Source organism: Streptomyces sp. NPDC002054, assembly GCF_040296685.1.
Taxonomy (GTDB): domain Bacteria; phylum Actinomycetota; class Actinomycetes; order Streptomycetales; family Streptomycetaceae; genus Streptomyces.
Window position 1 is genome coordinate 19,059 of the sequence record NZ_JBEOXT010000006.1, and the last position, 16,517, is coordinate 35,575.

At 71.8% G+C, this 16,517-nt stretch carries 14 protein-coding genes; 5 read left to right on the forward strand and 9 right to left on the reverse strand.

All coding sequences use genetic code 11. The features are described 5' to 3' along the window. Window positions 1–3 precede the first annotated feature (3 nt). The 3 genes from cbiQ to ABT123_RS07075 are packed head-to-tail and all read left to right on the forward strand — an operon-like array spanning window position 4 to window position 2,169. Complete coding sequence (gene cbiQ, locus ABT123_RS07065; RefSeq protein WP_351310613.1) at window positions 4–753, forward strand: cobalt ECF transporter T component CbiQ; 750 nt, start codon at window positions 4–6, stop codon at window positions 751–753. Beyond that, on the forward strand, window positions 744–1,565 hold the full coding sequence (locus ABT123_RS07070; RefSeq protein ID WP_351310944.1) for an energy-coupling factor ABC transporter ATP-binding protein: 822 nt from the start codon (window positions 744–746) through the stop codon (window positions 1,563–1,565). The genes cbiQ and ABT123_RS07070 overlap by 10 nt, the downstream gene beginning before the upstream one ends. A 37-nt stretch (window positions 1,566–1,602) precedes the next feature. Then, the gene (locus ABT123_RS07075) at window positions 1,603–2,169 is read left to right on the forward strand and encodes a PadR family transcriptional regulator (RefSeq protein ID WP_351310615.1); all 567 of its coding nucleotides are present in this window, start codon (window positions 1,603–1,605) and stop codon (window positions 2,167–2,169) included. A 209-nt stretch (window positions 2,170–2,378) separates the two neighbouring features. Here the strand turns inward: ABT123_RS07075 and ABT123_RS07080 are convergent, their stop codons facing one another. The 8 genes from ABT123_RS07080 to ABT123_RS07115 form a co-directional block, all read right to left on the reverse strand. Beyond that, a complete protein-coding gene (locus tag ABT123_RS07080) occupies window positions 2,379–2,588 on the reverse strand; it encodes an EF-hand domain-containing protein (RefSeq protein WP_351310617.1) in 210 nt (69 codons plus the stop codon). Window positions 2,589–2,673: 85 nt separating this feature from the next. Further along, on the reverse strand, window positions 2,674–3,858 hold the full coding sequence (locus ABT123_RS07085; protein ID WP_351310619.1) for a YncE family protein: 1,185 nt from the start codon (window positions 3,856–3,858) through the stop codon (window positions 2,674–2,676). After that, on the reverse strand, window positions 3,855–4,619 hold the full coding sequence (locus ABT123_RS07090) for a polysaccharide deacetylase family protein (RefSeq protein ID WP_351310621.1): 765 nt from the start codon (window positions 4,617–4,619) through the stop codon (window positions 3,855–3,857). The genes ABT123_RS07085 and ABT123_RS07090 overlap by 4 nt, the downstream gene beginning before the upstream one ends. 388 nt (window positions 4,620–5,007) lie before the next feature. Continuing rightward, window positions 5,008–5,511, reverse strand: coding sequence for an ATP-binding protein (locus tag ABT123_RS07095; protein WP_351310623.1), 504 nt, complete (start codon window positions 5,509–5,511; stop codon window positions 5,008–5,010). A gap of 260 nt (window positions 5,512–5,771) precedes the next feature. Beyond that, window positions 5,772–6,539 (reverse strand): enoyl-CoA hydratase/isomerase family protein, encoded by a 768-nt coding sequence (locus ABT123_RS07100; RefSeq protein ID WP_351310625.1) that lies wholly within the window; start codon window positions 6,537–6,539, stop codon window positions 5,772–5,774. Between the two features lie 42 nt (window positions 6,540–6,581). Then, window positions 6,582–7,811 carry a L,D-transpeptidase gene (locus ABT123_RS07105; protein ID WP_351310627.1) on the reverse strand — a complete coding sequence of 410 codons (1,230 nt, stop codon included), beginning with the start codon at window positions 7,809–7,811 and terminating at the stop codon, window positions 6,582–6,584. A 175-nt stretch (window positions 7,812–7,986) separates the two neighbouring features. Next, window positions 7,987–11,142: a SpaA isopeptide-forming pilin-related protein gene (locus ABT123_RS07110; protein WP_351310629.1), complete on the reverse strand. Its 3,156-nt coding sequence runs from the start codon at window positions 11,140–11,142 to the stop codon at window positions 7,987–7,989. 128 nt (window positions 11,143–11,270) lie between these two features. Beyond that, a complete protein-coding gene (locus tag ABT123_RS07115) occupies window positions 11,271–12,500 on the reverse strand; it encodes a L,D-transpeptidase (protein ID WP_351310946.1) in 1,230 nt (409 codons plus the stop codon). A gap of 202 nt (window positions 12,501–12,702) precedes the next feature. Here ABT123_RS07115 and glgX point away from each other — a divergent pair, with 202 nt between their 5' ends. Continuing rightward, window positions 12,703–14,952: a glycogen debranching protein GlgX gene (gene glgX, locus ABT123_RS07120; protein WP_351310631.1), complete on the forward strand. Its 2,250-nt coding sequence runs from the start codon at window positions 12,703–12,705 to the stop codon at window positions 14,950–14,952. A 20-nt stretch (window positions 14,953–14,972) separates the two neighbouring features. Here the strand turns inward: glgX and ABT123_RS07125 are convergent, their stop codons facing one another. After that, window positions 14,973–15,317, reverse strand: a complete 345-nt coding sequence (locus ABT123_RS07125; protein WP_351310633.1) for a MarR family winged helix-turn-helix transcriptional regulator — start codon at window positions 15,315–15,317, stop codon at window positions 14,973–14,975. On the opposite strand from ABT123_RS07125, the gene ABT123_RS07130 reads away from it, so the two are divergent. Beyond that, on the forward strand, window positions 15,316–16,515 hold the full coding sequence (locus ABT123_RS07130) for an MFS transporter (RefSeq protein WP_351310635.1): 1,200 nt from the start codon (window positions 15,316–15,318) through the stop codon (window positions 16,513–16,515). The genes ABT123_RS07125 and ABT123_RS07130 overlap by 2 nt on opposite strands. The last annotated feature ends 2 nt before the right edge of the window (window positions 16,516–16,517 follow it).

Genomic DNA, 16,517 nt, shown 5'->3' on the forward strand with positions numbered 1-16,517 from the left:
CCGGTGCTGCCGATCGACGCGGCGGCCCACACCAGCCGCTGGCGGCACCGTCATCCCCTGGAGAAGGCCCTGCTGGGCCTGGGGCTGACGGCCGCCGCGGTGTGTCTGCCGCCCTGGCCCGGCGGGCCGCTGGTGGCCGCGGCCACCCTCGCCGTGCTGCTCGGCCCGGCCGGGGTGGCCGGGCGGCAGCTGTGGCGGGCCTTCCGGATCCCGCTGGGCTTCTGCGTCACCGGAGCCGTCCCGCTGCTGTTCGCGGTGGGCGGCCCGGCCGGCTGGGTCTCGCTGGCCCCGGACGGCCCCCGGCACGCGGCCGACCTGCTGCTGCGGACCTCGGCGGCCTCGCTCGGGGTGCTGCTGTTCGCCTTCACCACCCCGGTCTCGGACGTCCTGCCCCGCCTGGTGCGGGCCGGGGTGCCGGCTCCAGTGGTGGACGTGGCGCTGGTCATGTACCGGATCGGGTTCCTGCTGCTGGACTCGCTCGCCCAGGTCCGGCGGGCGCAGGCGGCCCGGCTGGGGCACACCGGCCGGGCGGCGGCCTGGCGTTCGGTGGCCGGGCTGGCCGCGACCGCCTTCGTCCGGGCCTTCGACCGCGCGGGCCGGCTCCAGGCGGGCCTGGCCGGGCGCGGGTACGACGGCACGCTGCGGGTCCTCGTCCCGGAGACGGCGCTGTCGGTGCGGTTCCTGGCCGCGTCGGCGGCCCTGCTCTCGGTCGTGGTCGTCACGACCCTCGTACTGAAAGGACTCTGGCTGTGAAGCCGTTGGTGGAACTGTCCGGCGCAGGCTATGCGTACGAGGACGGGCCCGCGGTGCTGAGCGGGGTGGACTTCGCCATCGCCGAGGGGCGGGCGCTGGTCCTGCTGGGCCGCAACGGCAGCGGCAAGACCACGCTGATGCGGCTGTTGAGCGGTGGCCTGCGGCCGGGCTCGGGGCAGCTTCTGCTGGACGGCTCGCCGGTACGGTACGACCGCGCGGGCCTGACCCGGCTGCGGTCCTCGGTGCAGCTGGTGGTCCAGGACCCGGACGACCAGCTGTTCGCGGCCTCGGTGGAGCAGGACGTGTCCTTCGGCCCGCTGAACCAGGGGCTGCCGGCGGCCGAGGTCCGGACCCGGGTGGACGCCGCCCTCGCCGCCCTGGACATCACGCATCTGCGGGACCGGCCCACCCACTTGCTGTCCTACGGGCAGCGCAAGCGGGCGGCGATCGCGGGGGCGGTGGCCATGGCTCCGCGGGTGCTGATCCTGGACGAGCCGACCGCCGGGCTGGACCCCGACGGCCAGGAGCGGCTGCTGGCGGTGCTTGCCGGGCTGGCCGGCACCACGGTGGTGATGGCCACGCACGATGTGGACCTCGCGGTCCGCTGGGCCGACGATGCGGCCGTGCTGACCCCGGACGGGATCCGGACGGGCCCGGCGGGCCGGCTGCTCTCCGACCCGCAGCTGCTGGCCTCGGCGGGCCTGCGCCAGGCGTGGGCGCCCTCGGTGGCCGCGTTCCTGCGCGCCCGGGACCTCCTCGCGCCCGACGCCCCGGGGCCGCGTACGCCGGAGGCGCTGAGCTCCTGGCGGTGACGTGGTGACGTGAGCTGCAGGGCACACAATGGACCGCATGTCGCTGCCGCACGCCATCCTCACCGCACTGCTCGAGAAGCCCTCGTCGGGGCTGGAGCTGACCCGCCGGTTCGACAAGTCCATCGGGTACTTCTGGTCGGCCACGCACCAGCAGATCTACCGGGAGCTGGGCCGGTTGGAGGAGGCCGGGCTGATCCGGGAGCTGCCCAGCGAACAGCCTGCGCGGGGGCAGAAGAAGGAGTTCGAGGTGCTGCCCGCCGGATCGGCGGAGCTGGCCCGCTGGGTCGGCGGCAGCCAGGACCCAAAGCCGATCCGGGACCCGCTGCTGCTGCGGATGCGGGCGGCCGGCGTGGTGGGGCCGGGCGGCCTCACGGCCGAGCTGCGCCGGCACCTGGAGCTGCACCGCCGGCAGCTGGCCGAGTACGAGGCCATCGAGGCGAAGGACTTCCCGCCGGAGCGGCGCAGCACCGACGAGGACCGGCTGCGCCGGCTGGTGCTGCGGGGCGGCATCGGCCTGGAAACGTTCTGGCTCCACTGGCTGGAGGAAGCCATCGCCGAGGTCGCGGACATGACCCCACCCGCCGCCAACGCCTCCGAAGCCTGAGCCCAACCCGGTCCCGGCCCGGGCTCCGCAAGGCCAACGCCTGCGGCCAAGCCCGCGCCCGAGACGGGGTCGGCGCGGCGGCCGAACCGGCGCCTGAGGCCGGTCCGCGCCTGGGCCCGCGGCTGCGGCTGCGGCAGCCGACCGCCTGGGCGGGGGGCCGGTCGCCGCGGTAGCGGGGTGGCGTTGGCGCCCAGGCGCGGGGGTTTCGGCTAGTTGGCGCGCGAGGCCCAGAACTCCTCGAAGCTCATCCGGCCGTCGCCGTCGGCGTCCTTCGCGGCGATCACGGCCTGCGCGCCCGGACCGGCGAACGCGTCGCCCATCGCGGCCATGGCCGCCTTGAACTCGTCGGCCGTGACATAGCCGTCGCCGTCCACGTCGAACCGGTCGAACGTCTCGCGCGCGCTCTCGATGTTCGCCACTTGGGATCCACCCCTTCTTGGTGCTTGTTGACCGGCTCAGGGTAGCGGCACCCGCGCCGCCCCCGCTTCCGGGGCACCGTCGCAGCTACCGGAAGATGCCGGTGTGGCCGAGCGAATAGCGGCCGGGCTGCGGGTAGACCGCCAGGCCGTGCGGGCCCTTGCCCACCGGGATCCGGGCCAGCTGCTTGCCGGTCGCCGTGTCGAGGGCGTACACCTCGCCGTTGTACCGGCCCGACAGCCACAGCACCTTGCCGTCGGCGGAGACCCCGCCCATGTCGGGGCTGCCGCCGCCCGGCAGGTCCCACTTCTTGGTCAGCTGCTTCTGCGCGAAGTCGAAGACCGAGATGGTCCCCTCGCCCCGGTTGGAGATGTACATCTCCTTGGAGTCCCGGCTGACGTACAGGCCGTGGCAGCCCTTGCCGGTGGGCAGCAGCTTGGGTTCGGTGAACTTCTCCCCGTCCAGCACCCACATGCCGTGCGCCATCATGTCGGCGATGTAGAAGGTCTTGCCGTCCGGGGAGATCTTCACGTCCTGCGGCATGGCGCCCTCGAACGGGAGCTTCTGCCGGGCGACGATCTCCATCTTCTCCGTGTCCACCTTGAGGAGGTCGGAGGAGAACTCGCAGGACACGATGAAGTACCGTCCGTCCGCCGAGAAGTCCGCGTGGTTGACCCCGTTGCACTTGGCCTGCACGGTCTTCACCCGGTCCATGGTGTGCGGGTTCCGGAAGACCAGCTCCTTGTCCATTGAGGCCATGACCACCGCGTGCTTGCCGTTCGGCGTGAAGTACAGGTTGTACGGGTCGTGCACCTCGACCGGCTTGCCCGCCTCCCCGGTGGCCGGGTTGATGGGAGTGAGCGTGTGCCCGCGGTTGTTGTTGACCCAGAGGGTCTTCAGGTCCCAGGAGGGCACCACGTGCTGGGGCTGGACGCCGACCGGGATGGTGTCGATCACCTTGTAGGTGGCCGGGTCGATCACCGAGACCGTGTTGGATCCGGTGTTGGGTACATACACCCGGGACGGGAAGTTCTTGACCACCGGGGAGAGCATCCCCGGCCGGTCCGCCGCGTAGACGTCCTTCGGGTCCAGCAGGGGCGGCATCCCGGGCAGTTCCTGCGGGGCGCCGGGCACCTTGGCCTGCCGGGCCGCGCCGTTGGTGCCGAGCGCTTCGGGGCTGCCCTTTCCGTCGAATCCGCAGCCGGCCAGGGCGGCGAGGGCCAGTCCGGCCAGCAGCACGGTGGCCTTCGGGTGAAGGCGGGTGGTCGTCATGGGGTCAGCAGCTCCGTGGTGGTCACCGCGCGCAGTCCGCGGCGCGCGAGTTCTTCGAGGAGGGGCGGCATCGCGTCGACCGTGTCCGCGTAGCCGAAGTGCAGGCTCACCACCGATCCGGCGCGGATCGTCCCGGTGACGTTGCGGATCACGGCCGCGGCGCCGGGCGAGGTGAAGTCGAGGGAGTCCACGTCGTACGAGAGGACGTGCGGGTAGCCGGCCCGGCCGGCCAGTTTCCGGACCAAGGGGCTTGCGTGCTGCGTCCGGGACGGCCGGAACCAGCTGCCGATGGAGCCGGTGAGCCGCTTGAGCCGCTGGGCGCAGCCGGTGATCTCGGCGTACGCCTCCGCCTCCGCCATGGTGTTGATGTCCAGGTGGCGCTGGGTGTGGTTGCCGAGCTCGTGGCCGCCCGCGAGAACCCGGCGGGCCAGGTCGGGGTGCGCGTCGAGCCATTCGCCGACGGCCAGTACGGTCAGCCGCGCGCCCGCCTTCTCGGCCGCGGCGAGCACCGAGCGGGCGGTGGCGGGATCGCCGTTGCCATGGAAGGTGAGGGCGACCTGCCGGCGGTCGCGGGGGCCGTGCTCGATCTCGGCGGGCTGCCCGCGGAAGGCGCGCGGAGCGGGGGCCGCCGCGGGCAGCGTGGCCGCCGGCGGCGCCGGGGCGGGGGTGCGGGAGGGCTGCCCACAGGAGGCGGCGAAGGCTCCGGCGGCGACCGCGGCTCCGGCGCGGAGGGCGGTGCGGCGGTCCGGGTAACTGGGCACCTGCCCATTTAAGGGCCGGATGGCCCGGAAGGTAATGATTGACCCAATTCGGGTCTTTCCTCGAAGTCGACCGTCCGGAGGCCTGTCGGCTAAGTGATCAACGAATTACACCCAGCAGTCGATATTTATTCATCGAATACGAGGCGAGTGGCCCACCTCACCTAGGATTTAACAAGAAACTCTCACTATATGCACACTTATGTCCGTGTTGGGACTTTTGGCATTCGGGCCACCGTCTGCCATAGTCGAAAGCGCGCCTTCCCATTGACCCGAGCGAAGACGTCACGCCGAGGATCACACCCCCTTCGATCCTCGGCGCACCCATGAAGCCCCCTCCGCGCCCCATCTCGGCGACAGGGGGCTTCGGGCGTTTCAGCAGTCGGGCGTTTCAGCGGTCGGCGACGCGCATCTCGAACCAGGTGGTCTTGCCGCGCGGCAGCAGGTCTGCGCCCCAGCGGTCGGAGAGTTTGTCGATCAGGAACAGTCCGCGGCCGGTGGTGTCCAGCTCGTGCACGGGCATCAGGCAGGGCAGTCCGCGCGAGGGGTCGCGCACTTCGACGCGGATCCAGCCGCGCCTGCGGAGTAACCGGAGGCCGAAGGAGCGGGCGCCGGTGTGCCGGACCGCGTTGCCGACCAACTCCGAGACGAGCAGGACCACATGCTCGGCGATCTGCGGGGACAGACCCCACATCCGGACCACCGCGTACTGGGTGAGCCGGCGGGCGACCCGCGCCGATTCGGGAAGCGACGGAAGGATCACTTCCGCCTCGGCCGGGTTCCCGTACAACTCCAGGGCCTTCAGGCCCTGTTCGTCTTCGAGAGCCGCCGTTAATCGTACGCCGGAAGCGCCGCTGCGCTGCCGCGGTTGTTCCACACCGTCCAGGCCCGCCATGCACCCATCATGGACGGCGAAGGGGCCCGCCCGGGCCGTTCCGCAGGAAAACACCCCTCGGAACAGAGCGCTCCGAGGGGGTGTTTCGACATATGCCGTCGGCAACGGGGTGGTTAATTCACCCCACCTGACCTGCGGTGACTCACCGATCAGCGATCATCACCGTCGGTGGATCACGCGACGCGCTTAAGGTTCCCTTAAGGCCTGGCTAATCCTGGCCAATCCACCCTCAGGGGCGATCCGAGGGCAGTCGGCGCACCTCAGAGGAATTTCGCCTTGCCCGGGCCCTCCGTGACGAAGCTGCTCATCCCGCGCTCCCGGTCCTCGGTCGCGAACAGCCCGGCGAACCAGCTGCGTTCGATGGCCAGGCCGGTGTCGATGTCCGCCTCCAGGCCGCCGTCCACGCACTCCTTCGCGGCGCGCAGGGCGATCGCCGGCCCCTGGGCCAGCTTCGCCGCCCAGGCGTGCGCCTGCTCGTACACCTCGGCGGCCGGGACCACCCGGTCGACCAGGCCGAGGGCCAGGGCCTCGTCCGCCTTGACCATCCGGCCGGTGAAGATCAGGTCCTTGGCCCGGGACGGACCGATCAGCCGGGACAGCCGCTGGGTGCCGCCGGCTCCCGGGATCAGGCCGAGGAGGATCTCCGGCTGGCCGAGCTTGGCGTCGGCGGCGGCGATCCGGTAGTCCGCGCAGAGCGCCAGCTCGCAGCCGCCGCCCAGGGCGTAGCCGGTGACGGCGGCGACCACGGGCTTGGGGATCCTGGCCACGGCGGTGAAGGAGTCCTGCAGGGCCCGGGACCGCGCGACCATCGCCGCGTGGTCCATGGCCTGCATCTCCTTGATGTCCGCGCCGGCCGCAAACACCTTCTCGCCGCCGTAGAGGATCACCGCGCGGACGTCGGCGCGGTCGGTGGCCTCCGTCGCCAGCTCGCGGAGCCGGTCCTGGGTGGCGATGTCCAGGGCGTTCATGGGCGGCCGGTCCAGCCGGATGGTGCCGACGCCTTCGGAGACTTCGAGAGAGAGGGTCATACGGGCACGTTAGTACCCGTTAACCACCCTGCGGCAGAGGGGCTACTTGATCCACTCCGACCAGGCCATGTTCCAGCCGTTCAGGCCGTTGTCCGGGGCGATCTGCTTGTCCTTGGAGTTCTTCACGATCACCACGTCGCCGATGATCGAGTTGTCGTAGAACCAGGCCGCCGGGGCGTTCGGGTCGCCCGCGCCGCGCACGTCGCGCAGGCCCACACAGCCGTGGCTGACGTTCTCCGAGCCGAAAGTGGACCCGCCGGCCCAGTAGTTGCCGTGGACGAAGGTGCCCGAGGTGGACAGGCGCATCGCGTGCGGCACGTCCTTGATGTCGTACTCGCCGCCGAACCCGACCGTCGCGCCGTTCATCCGGGTCACCTTGTACTTCTCGCTGATGACCATCTGACCGTTGTACGTGGTGGTCGACGGGGCGCCGGCGGTGATCGGAACGTTCTTGAGCACCTGTCCGTCCCGGACCACCTGCATCTGGTGGGTGCTCGCGTCCACGGTGGTGACCTGGGAGCGGTCGATGGAGAAGGTGACCGTACGGGTCTGCTTGCCGTAGACCCCGGGGCGGCCCTCCACCCCGTCCAGGTTCAGCTTGACGGTGACCTTGGTGCCGGGCGCCCAGTACTTCTCCGGGCGGAAGTCGAGCCGGTCGTTGCCGAACCAGTGGCCCTCGACGGGCACGGCGGGCTCGGCGGTGACGGTGATCGCCTTCTCGACGGCCTCCGGGTTGGTGATGCCACGGGTGAAGTTGATCGAGACCGGCATGCCGACGCCGACCTTCGCGCCGTCCTCGGGGGTGTAGTGCCCGACGAAGGTGTTCTTCGGGGTGAGGGTGGTGAAGGTGATGTCCTTGGCGGACTCCCGGCCCGCCTGGTCCTTGGCGACCGCGTGCACCTTGTACTCGGTGGCCGAGCCCAGGTGCCGGGAGGGCTCCCAGCTGGTGCCGTCGGCGGCCAGCTTGCCCTCGACCTGGTTGCCCTTGGTGTCGGCGACGGTGACGGTGGCCAGCTTGCCGCCGGCCGCGGTTATCTTCAGGATGCCGCTGGTCGCGACCTCCTTGGCACCGTCGTCCGGCTTGATGGTGACAACCGCCTGGGACGCCTCGGTACCGGTCTTGCCGCTGCCGCCGCCCTTGCCGTTGTCGCCGCCGCTGCCGGTGCCGTTGCTGTTGCCGCCGCTGCACGCCGAGGTGAGCAGCAGGGCCGCCCCCAGCAGCAGGGCCGACAGGGCACGTGTCGGCTGCAGGTTCACTCTTCTTCTCCCCATGTCCCCCGCGCGCAGGCTGTCGCGCGCGCTGTCGACAGGTAACCACAGGGGGAGATGACGAAGAGCTACGGCCGTGTCACCGTTCCGTCCCAACTGATGCAGAGGCCACGCAGACGCGCGGACGCGTGCCGGCCCGGAGCCTGAAGGCTCCGGGCCGGCACGGGTCGGGCAGGGGTCAGGCCCTGGCCGTCTTGTTCGGCTTGTGCTTGGCCTTGGCCTTGGCCTTGGGGTGGCCCTTGCCGTGGCCGTTGCCGCCGGTGCCGTTCCCGCCGGTGCCGGAGGACCGGATGTTCTTCACCTTGACGACGAGGTTGTGCCCCGAGGTGCGGTTGTTGCCGCCCAGCTGGAGCGGACCGGTCACCGGGTGACGGGGCTTCACGTAGCCCCGCGGCGCAGCGGTCTCCCGTACGTAGTACGCGCCCGCGGCCAGGCCGTCCCAGGCACACACGCCCTGCCGGTCCGTCCGGCAGCTGCGGGCGGCCTTGCGGTCGGGGTTGCTGCCCTGCGTCTGCAGACCGCGGACGCCGTTGGTCTCCCGCCACAGCTCGAACACCGCGCCGGCCAGCGGCCTGCCGGTGCCGGCGTCCTTCTTGAGGACCCGGATCGAACCGCTGAACGCCGGCTTCTCCTTCTTGTTGACCGCCACGGCGGTCACGCCGGTCTCGAGGTTCTCGTCGGTCAGCTCCAGCGGGCCGAACACCGGCTCCTTCGGGAGCAGGTAGCCGTTCGGGGCCTGGGTCTCCCGCCAGTAGTAGGTGCCCCGCTCCACGTCACGGGCGCAGATGCCGTCCTTCGCCGTGGTGCACTCCGACACCTTGATGTCGGGGTTGATGCCCGTGGTCTGGAGACCCTCGATGCCGTTCGCCTCGCGCCACAGCTCGAAGACGGCTCCGGACAGCGGCTTCTCCTTCGGGTCCGTCTTGGTGACGGAGACCCGGCCGCGCGGGGTGGGTACGTTGATCACCCGCTCGGTGACGCCGATGTCGGCGTTCTCGACGGTCAGCTCCAGCGGGCCGAACACCGGGTTGGCGGGGGGCTCGAAGCCGGCCGGGGTCTGGGTCTCCACCCAGTAGTACGTCCCCACCGGGACCGTCCGGGTGCAGGTGCCGTTCGCCGGGGTGGTGCAGCTCCCGCCGACCTGGGTGTCGGGGTCGCTGCCGTCGGTCTGCAGGCCCGGCTCGTCGTTGGTCTCGCGCCACAGCTCGAACGTGGCGCCCGCGAGCGGGTTGCCCGCGCCGTTGGTCTTCACCACGCTCACCGGGCCGGTGACCGGCGGGTTGTCCACAATGGCCCGGACCCCGCCGGTCAGTGCGTTGACCGGGGTCAGGAACAGCGGGCCGAAGACGCGGTCCGCGGGGAGCTGGTAGCCGGGCGGGGCCTGGGTCTCCACCCAGAAGTAGCGGCCGATCGGCGCCGTGACGGTGCAGAAGCCGGCTGCCGGGGTGATACAGACGGGCCCGACCCTGGTGTCCGCATTCGGACCGGTGGTCTGCAGGCCGGGGTTGCCGTTCGAGTCGCGCCACAGCTCGAAGCGGGCGCCCTCCAGGGGTGATCCGCTGGCCGTGTCCCGCTTGGCAATGGTGACGGGGCCGGTGGGCTGCGGGTCCCGGGGGTTGTCCGCGATGGCCTGTGCTTCCGGGTTCGTCACGGTCACGGTGAGCGGGAAGACCGGGTCCGCCGGCAGCAGGTGGCCGAACGGCACCTGGGTCTCGAACCAGTAGTAGGTGTTGCCGAGCACGACCTCACGGGTGCAGATGCCGGCGGCGTCGGTCACGCAGTCGCCGCCGATCTTCACGTCGATGTTGGGGCCGCTGGTCTGCAGACCGGCCTGAGCGCCGCTTTCCTGCCACAGCTCGAACGTCGCACCCGAGAGCGGCGCCTGGTCGACGGCGTCCCGCTTGAGGACCGACACCCTGCCCAGCTGGTCCCTGTTCCGGATGTTCTGGACATCGACCGTGACGCCGATGCCGGGTGTCACCGTCACGGGGGTCACCGTGGTCACCGCGTTGTAGCCGGGCGGTGCCTGGGTCTCCACCCAGTAGTAGTCGTCGGCAGGAACGGTGCGCAGGCAGCGGCCGTCCGCAGCGGTGACGCAGTCACCGTCCCACTTGGTGTCGGTGGGCTGGAGGCCGGGCACGCCGTTGGTCTCGCGCCACAGCTCGAACACCGCGTTCGCGAGCGGGGTTGCCCCCACCAGCTTGCGGACCCCCGCCGTGCCGGTCCGCTCGGGCGCGGCGCAGTCGTCGGGCAGGTCCCCGGTGAACGGGTAGGAGTGGATTTCCTGTCCGAAGCCCCGGTCGGCGGAGCCGTGGGTCAGCGAGCCCGCGGTGTACAGCCGGCCGCTGAGGCCGGTCGTGGTCACCGTGGTCAGCGAGTTCGCCTGGCCGATCAGATGGGAGCCCTGGAATTCTCCGTTGCCCCGCAGGTTCAGGGTGGTGGCATCGGGATAGTTCCACAGCAGCCGGTTTCGCAGCCGGTTGAAGGGGTCGAGCTCGTTGTAGGTGCCGCTGAAGCTGTTGATGGTCCGGGTGGTGCCGAGCACGTTCACCAGGATGGTCGCACCGGCCGGGATGTTGGTGAACCGGGTGCCCTGGGGCACTCCGCCCGTGCCGATCATGTCGGCGTCGATGTTGAAGACCTGGAGCGGGGAGGTGCCGTCCCCGGTGAAGAGCGTCTCGGCGGGGCTGCTGGACACACTGCCGGTGGCCGTCCGGAGCACTCCGCCCGGGCGCGCGTAGCACTGGCTGAACGCGCTGATAGACGCCCTGAACGCCGTGTACGGGGTGACCGCGTTCGGGTCGTTCTCGGTGGGACCGGTGACATTGCCGGTCAGCGTGCCCGCGTACCGGACGACCCCGTCGTCGGTGATCAGGCTCTGCCCGCCGGCCACCGTGACATTGCCCCCGGCGGACAGGAAGTCGCTGCCGTCGGGCGGCGGCACCCGGGAGCCCACGGGGACGATGCCCAGGTGGTAGCCGCTGCTGCCGCCGACGCTCTTGTTCTGGTTGAAGTCGCCGAGGGCGACGGCCCTGCCCTCGGCCGCGGCGGCCGTGCCGCGGACCTGGAAGTGCTGGCCGACGAACGTGTTGATGTTCCGGTCGCGGCCCGCGAACGGCCCGTCGTTGATGCCCGGGTACACGGCCGGACATTCCGGGCCGATGCACGGCCCGAGGCCGTTCGGCAACGGAGCTGCGGCGCGGGTGGCGCCACGCGGTGCGGGCTCCCCCGAGCCCGGGGCGGCGACGGCCGGCATCGCGCCGACGAGCAGGGCGCCCAGCGCCATGCCCGCGACCCACGACCGTCTCGCACGCCGGGAAGACCTTGCTGTCATGGCACTCCATCTAATCGTTTGGATTGCCTGGACAGATTGGTTGCGCGGGGGCGGTGGGCGGGGGCAACACCCGGGGGGTGCGGCCGGGCGGGTGGACGAGATCACCCGCGTAGCTGCGCCCGCCCGGGTCAGGTGATCGCGGAGCCGGCGATCCAGTCCACCCAGGAGAGGTTCCAGCCGCCCAGGCCGTTGTCCGCGGCGACCGTCTTGTCCTGGGAGTTGACGACCTCCACGATGTCCCCGATCAGGGTGCGGTCGAAGAACCAGCCGGCCGGGGTGTCCGAGCCGCCGCCCTTGTTGTCGCGCAGTCCCACACAGCCGTGGCTGGTGTTGGTGGACCCGAAGGTGTCGGGGTGGGCCCAGTAGTTTCCGTGCAGGAAGGTGCCGGAGCCGGTGAGCCGCATGGCGTGCGGCACATCGGGGATGTCGTACTCGCCCTTGCCGTCCTCGCTGGTGAAGCCGACGGTGGCGCCGTTCATCCGGGTGACGTCGAACAGCTCCATCACCACCATCTTGCCGTTGTACGTGGTGGTCTTGGGTGCGCCGGCGGTGATCGGGACGGTGGAGAGGAGCTCGCCGTTCCGCCGGACCGTCATGGTGTGCTCGGCGGCGTCCACCGTGGAGATCTGCTGCCGTCCGACGGTGAAGCGGACGGTCTTGCTCTGGATGCCGTACGAGCCGCGGGCGCCCTCGACGTCGCGGAGCCGCATGTCGATGGTGACCTCGGTGCCGGGCTTCCAGTACTCCCGGGGCCGGAAGTCGAGCCGTTCGCGCCCGAACCAGTGGCCGACCACCTCGACGTCCGGTTTGGCGGTGATCCTGATGGCCCGTTCGACCTCGGCGCGGTTCTCGATGGAGCGGTTGAACCGGAAGGAGACGATCATTCCGGTGCCCACGGTGGAGCGGTTCTCGGGCTTGAAGTAGCCGATGAACCGTTCCTCGGGGACATAGGTGGTGAAGGTGGTGTGCCGGGCCTGGCGGCGGTCGTGGCCGTCGACGGCGACCGCGTCCACGGTGTACTTGGCGGCCAGCGCGAGCTTGCCGTACTCCGGATCGGGGCTCCAGCTGAGCCCGTCGGCAGCGATGGCGCCGGGCACCTGCTCCTCCTGGGCGTCCTCCACCTTGGTCACCACCACCCGCTCCAGCCGGCCCTCGGGCACGCTCACGCTCAGCGGGCCGTCGGCCGGGACCGCCTTGGCGTTGTCGTCCGGGGTGATCCGGATGGCCTCCTCCGGGGAGCGGGGTTTGCCGGGCAGTTGAACCTCGATGGGGGATCCGCCGTCGGGGGTACAGCCGGCCAGTCCGCCCAGCAGCCCCGCCCACGCCACCACGGCTGCCACGCCCGCCGCTGCCCGCATCGCCCGCTTGGACGTCACAAGTCTCACGGACGGTCCAACGACCGGGCCCTTCCGGGGAAACGTGAGGGCGGCCCCCACGTTGCCCGGCGGAGCAGCCCGGGCAGAACAGTGGGAAGGACCAGACGGGGGCGGGCCCTGGCCGGGACGCCGGAGCCGCATTCATTCCCCCGCCGTGGCCTTGGCAAGCCGTGGAGGCGGGCAGGTGTCGAGCGCAGCCGAGCAAGAGGTGGTCGAGGGCGGTACGGCAGGTCCCGCGCCCCGGTCGAATTCAGTCGTACGAACGGCCACGCTTCCGGGGCCACCCGTGTGGCCCGGGTCCTCCCATCCGCTGGGGGCCCGCTACCGGGCGGGCCCCGACGGGGTGGCGGGCACCAACTTCGCGTTGTGGGCGCAGGGCGCGGAGGCGGTGGAGCTGTGCCTGTTCGATGCGGACGGCGCGGAGACGCGCTGTGCGCTCACCGAGTTGACGCACGAGATCTGGCACGGGTTCGTGCCGGGGGTGCGGCCGGGGCAGCGGTACGGGTTCCGGGTGCACGGCCGCTGGGACCCGTGGACCGGCGCCCGGTTCAACCCGGCGAAACTGCTGCTGGACCCGTACGCGCGGGCCGTGGACGGGGACTTCACCCTGCCGCCGGAGGTGTACGGGCATGTCCGGGACTGGCCGCAGCAGTACATCGCGGACACGGTGCGGGACGACCGGGACTCGGCGCCGTTCGTGCCGAAGGGGGTGGTGGTCCACGACGTGGACGACTGGTCGGACGATGTCCGGCCGAAGACCCCGTGGGCGGACTCCGTCATCTACGAGCTGCACGTCCGCGGGTTCACCATGCGGCATCCGGACATTCCGGAGCAGTTGCGCGGCACCTACGCGGGGCTGGCCCACCCAGCGGCGGTCGAGCACCTCCGGCAGCTGGGGGTGACGGCGGTGGAGCTGCTGCCGGTGCACCAGTTCGCCCACGAGGACCATCTGCTGCGGCGGGGGCTGCGCAACCACTGGGGCTACAACTCCATCGGCTACTTCGCCCCGCATGCCGGCTACTCCTCCTCGGGGACGGCCGGGCAGCAGGTGGGCGAGTTCAAGCGGATGGTGCGGGCGCTGCACGCGGCCGGGATCGAGGTGATCCTGGACGTGGTCTACAACCACACGGCGGAGGCGGGCGAGCTGGGGCCGACGCTGTCGCTGCGCGGGGTCGACAACCGGGGCTACTACCGGCTCCAGTCCGACCAGCGGCGGTACGCGGACTACACGGGCTGCGGGAACACCCTGCACGCCGGGCGCCCGCACGTGCTGCGGCTGATCACCGATTCGCTGCGGTACTGGGTCACCGAGATGGGGGTGGACGGGTTCCGCTTCGATCTGGCGGCGGCCCTGGCCCGGTCGATGCACGATGTGGACATGCTGTCGCCGTTCCTGGCGGTGATCGCCCAGGACCCGGTGCTGCGCCGGGTGAAGCTGATCGCGGAGCCCTGGGACGTGGGCTCGGGCGGCTACCAGGTGGGGGCCTTCCCGCCGCTGTGGACGGAGTGGAACGACCGGTACCGGGACGCGGTCCGGGATTTCTGGCGGGGCGCGCTGCCCGACGTACGGGATCTGGGGTACCGGCTCTCCGGGTCGAGCGATCTGTACGCCTGGGGCGGGCGGCGGCCGTACGCCTCGGTCAACTTCGTCACCGCGCACGACGGTTTCACCCTGCGGGACCTGGTCAGCTACGAGCGCAAGCACAACGAGGCGAACGGGGAGGACAACCGGGACGGGACGAACGACAACCGGTCCTGGAACTGCGGGGTGGAGGGCGATCCTCCGGAGGGGGTGGATCCGCGGATCGGGGCGCTGCGCCGCCGTCAGCTCCGCAACCTGCTCACCACGCTGCTGCTGTCGACGGGGGTGCCGATGCTGGTGGCGGGGGACGAGTTCGGGCGCACCCAGGGCGGCAACAACAACGCGTACTGCCAGGACAACGAGACGGGCTGGGTGGACTGGTCGCTGCTGTCGGATCCGGGGTGGCAGAACCTGTTCGCGCTGACCAGGCGGCTGCTCGCGCTGCGCCGCAACCATCCGGTGCTGCGGCGGCGGGCGTTCTTCTCCGGCCGGCCGCAGGGCGCGGACGGGCTGCGGGACCTGGCCTGGTTCACCCCGGAGGGCAAGGAGATGACCGAGCGGGACTGGTACGCGCCGGCTTCGGCGGTGGGTCTGTACCTGTCGGGGCGGGACATCCCGGGCCGGGACGAGCGGGGGCGGCAGGTGACGGACGACAGTTTCCTGGCCCTGCTGCACGCCGGGGACCGGCCGGTGTCGTGGATTGTGCCGGGGCCGCCGTGGGCCTCGTCCTACGAGGTGGTGCTGGACACCTCGCGGGAGGACCAGTCGGTGGTGCCGGGGCAGCGCTGCCGGGGCGGGCTGCCGCTGACGGTGCCGGCCCGCTCGGTCCTGCTGCTGCGGGTGGCCGACTAGTCGGTTCTGTGAACGGTCTGTCAGCGGGTTTCGATGTGCAGGAGCATCCGCTTGAGGAGGGCGGAGAGGGCGGCCCGCTCGGCCGGTTCGAAGGGTTCGAGCATCGCCGTCTCCGCCTCGCCCCGCAGCCGCATGGCGGCGGTCCAGCGGGCGTGGCCCTCCTCGGTGAGTTCCACGTCGACCCGGCGGCGGTCCCCGGCGGCCCGCAGCCGGCGGACCAGCCCGGCCTCCTCCAGGGTGGCGAGCCGGCCGGTCATGCCGGCCGGGGAGAGCAGGAGTTCGGCGGCGAGCTCGGACGGGGTGGCCCGCCAGGGGCGGCCCCGGGAGGCCAGCCTGTGCATGGTCTCGAATAACTTGCCCGGCATGACCCCGATGATCTGGCGCCTGCTGGCCGGCCGCACCTTCGCCGCCTTCGCCACCGCGCTCATCCCCACCACCCTCACCCTGGCGGTGGTCCGCACCGGATCGGCCGAAGACCTCGGCCTGGTGCTCGCCTGCGAAATGGTTCCGATGCTGCTCCTGCTGCCGGTGGCCGGAGTGGCCGCCGACCGGTTCCCCGCCCGGCGGGTGGTGCTCGCCGCCGACCTCGTCCGGGCCGCCGCCCAGCTGGCCATCGGCGCCCTGCTGCTCGCCGGCCCGGTCCGGGTGCCCGAACTGGCCGCGCTGTCGGCGGTGACCGGTGCCGCCGTGGCCTTCGGCACCCCCTCCGCCCGGACCCTGGTGGCCGCCGTGGTCGCCGGACCCCACCGGCTGCGGGTCAACTCCCGGCTGATGGTGGCCCAGGGGCTCGCCTCGGTGGCCGGGCCGGGCGCCGCCGGCGGACTGATGCTGGCCGTCGGGCCGGGCTGGTCCTCGCTGCTGACCGGCGGGCTGTTCGCGGTGTCCGCGGTCACCCTGGGCGGGCTGCGCACCCCGGCCAAGGCCGCCCCCGCCGAACGCCCCGGCTTCCTGGCCGAACTCCGCGAGGGCTGGGCCGAGACCCGGCGCCACCCGTGGTTTCTCGCCAATGTGCTGGGGCACGGCGTCTGGCACCTGGCCGCGGGCCTGCTGCTCGCCCTCGGCCCGCTGATCGCCGTGGAGTCCCTCGGCGGCGAGGCCGCCTGGGTGGTCATCGCCCAGGCCGGTACGGCCGGGATGCTCGTCGGCGCCTGGGCGGCGGGCCGACTGCCGGTGCGCCGCCCGCTGGTCTGGGTCGCCGTCGCCTCGGCCGCCTTCGCCCTGGCCCTGGCCGCGCTCGGGCTGCGGCTGCCCATGCCGGTGGTGGCCGGCGCGTACTTCCTCGGCCTGGGCGGGGTCGGCCTGCTCAGCCCGCTGTGGGAGACGGTCATCCAGCAGCGGGTCCCGGCCGAGGCCCTGGGCCGGGTCGGATCCTTCGACACCCTGATCTCCTTCGCCGCCCGGCCGCTGGGCCTGGCGGTGGCCGCCCCGCTCGCCACGGCCGCCGGAACCACCGGCCCGCTGCTGGTGGCCGCCGCGGCCGTGGCCGCCGCCAATCTGGGCGTCCTGCTGGTGCCGGACGTGCGGGAACATCCCGAGCGGGAGCACGCACTCGCCCTGCGATGATG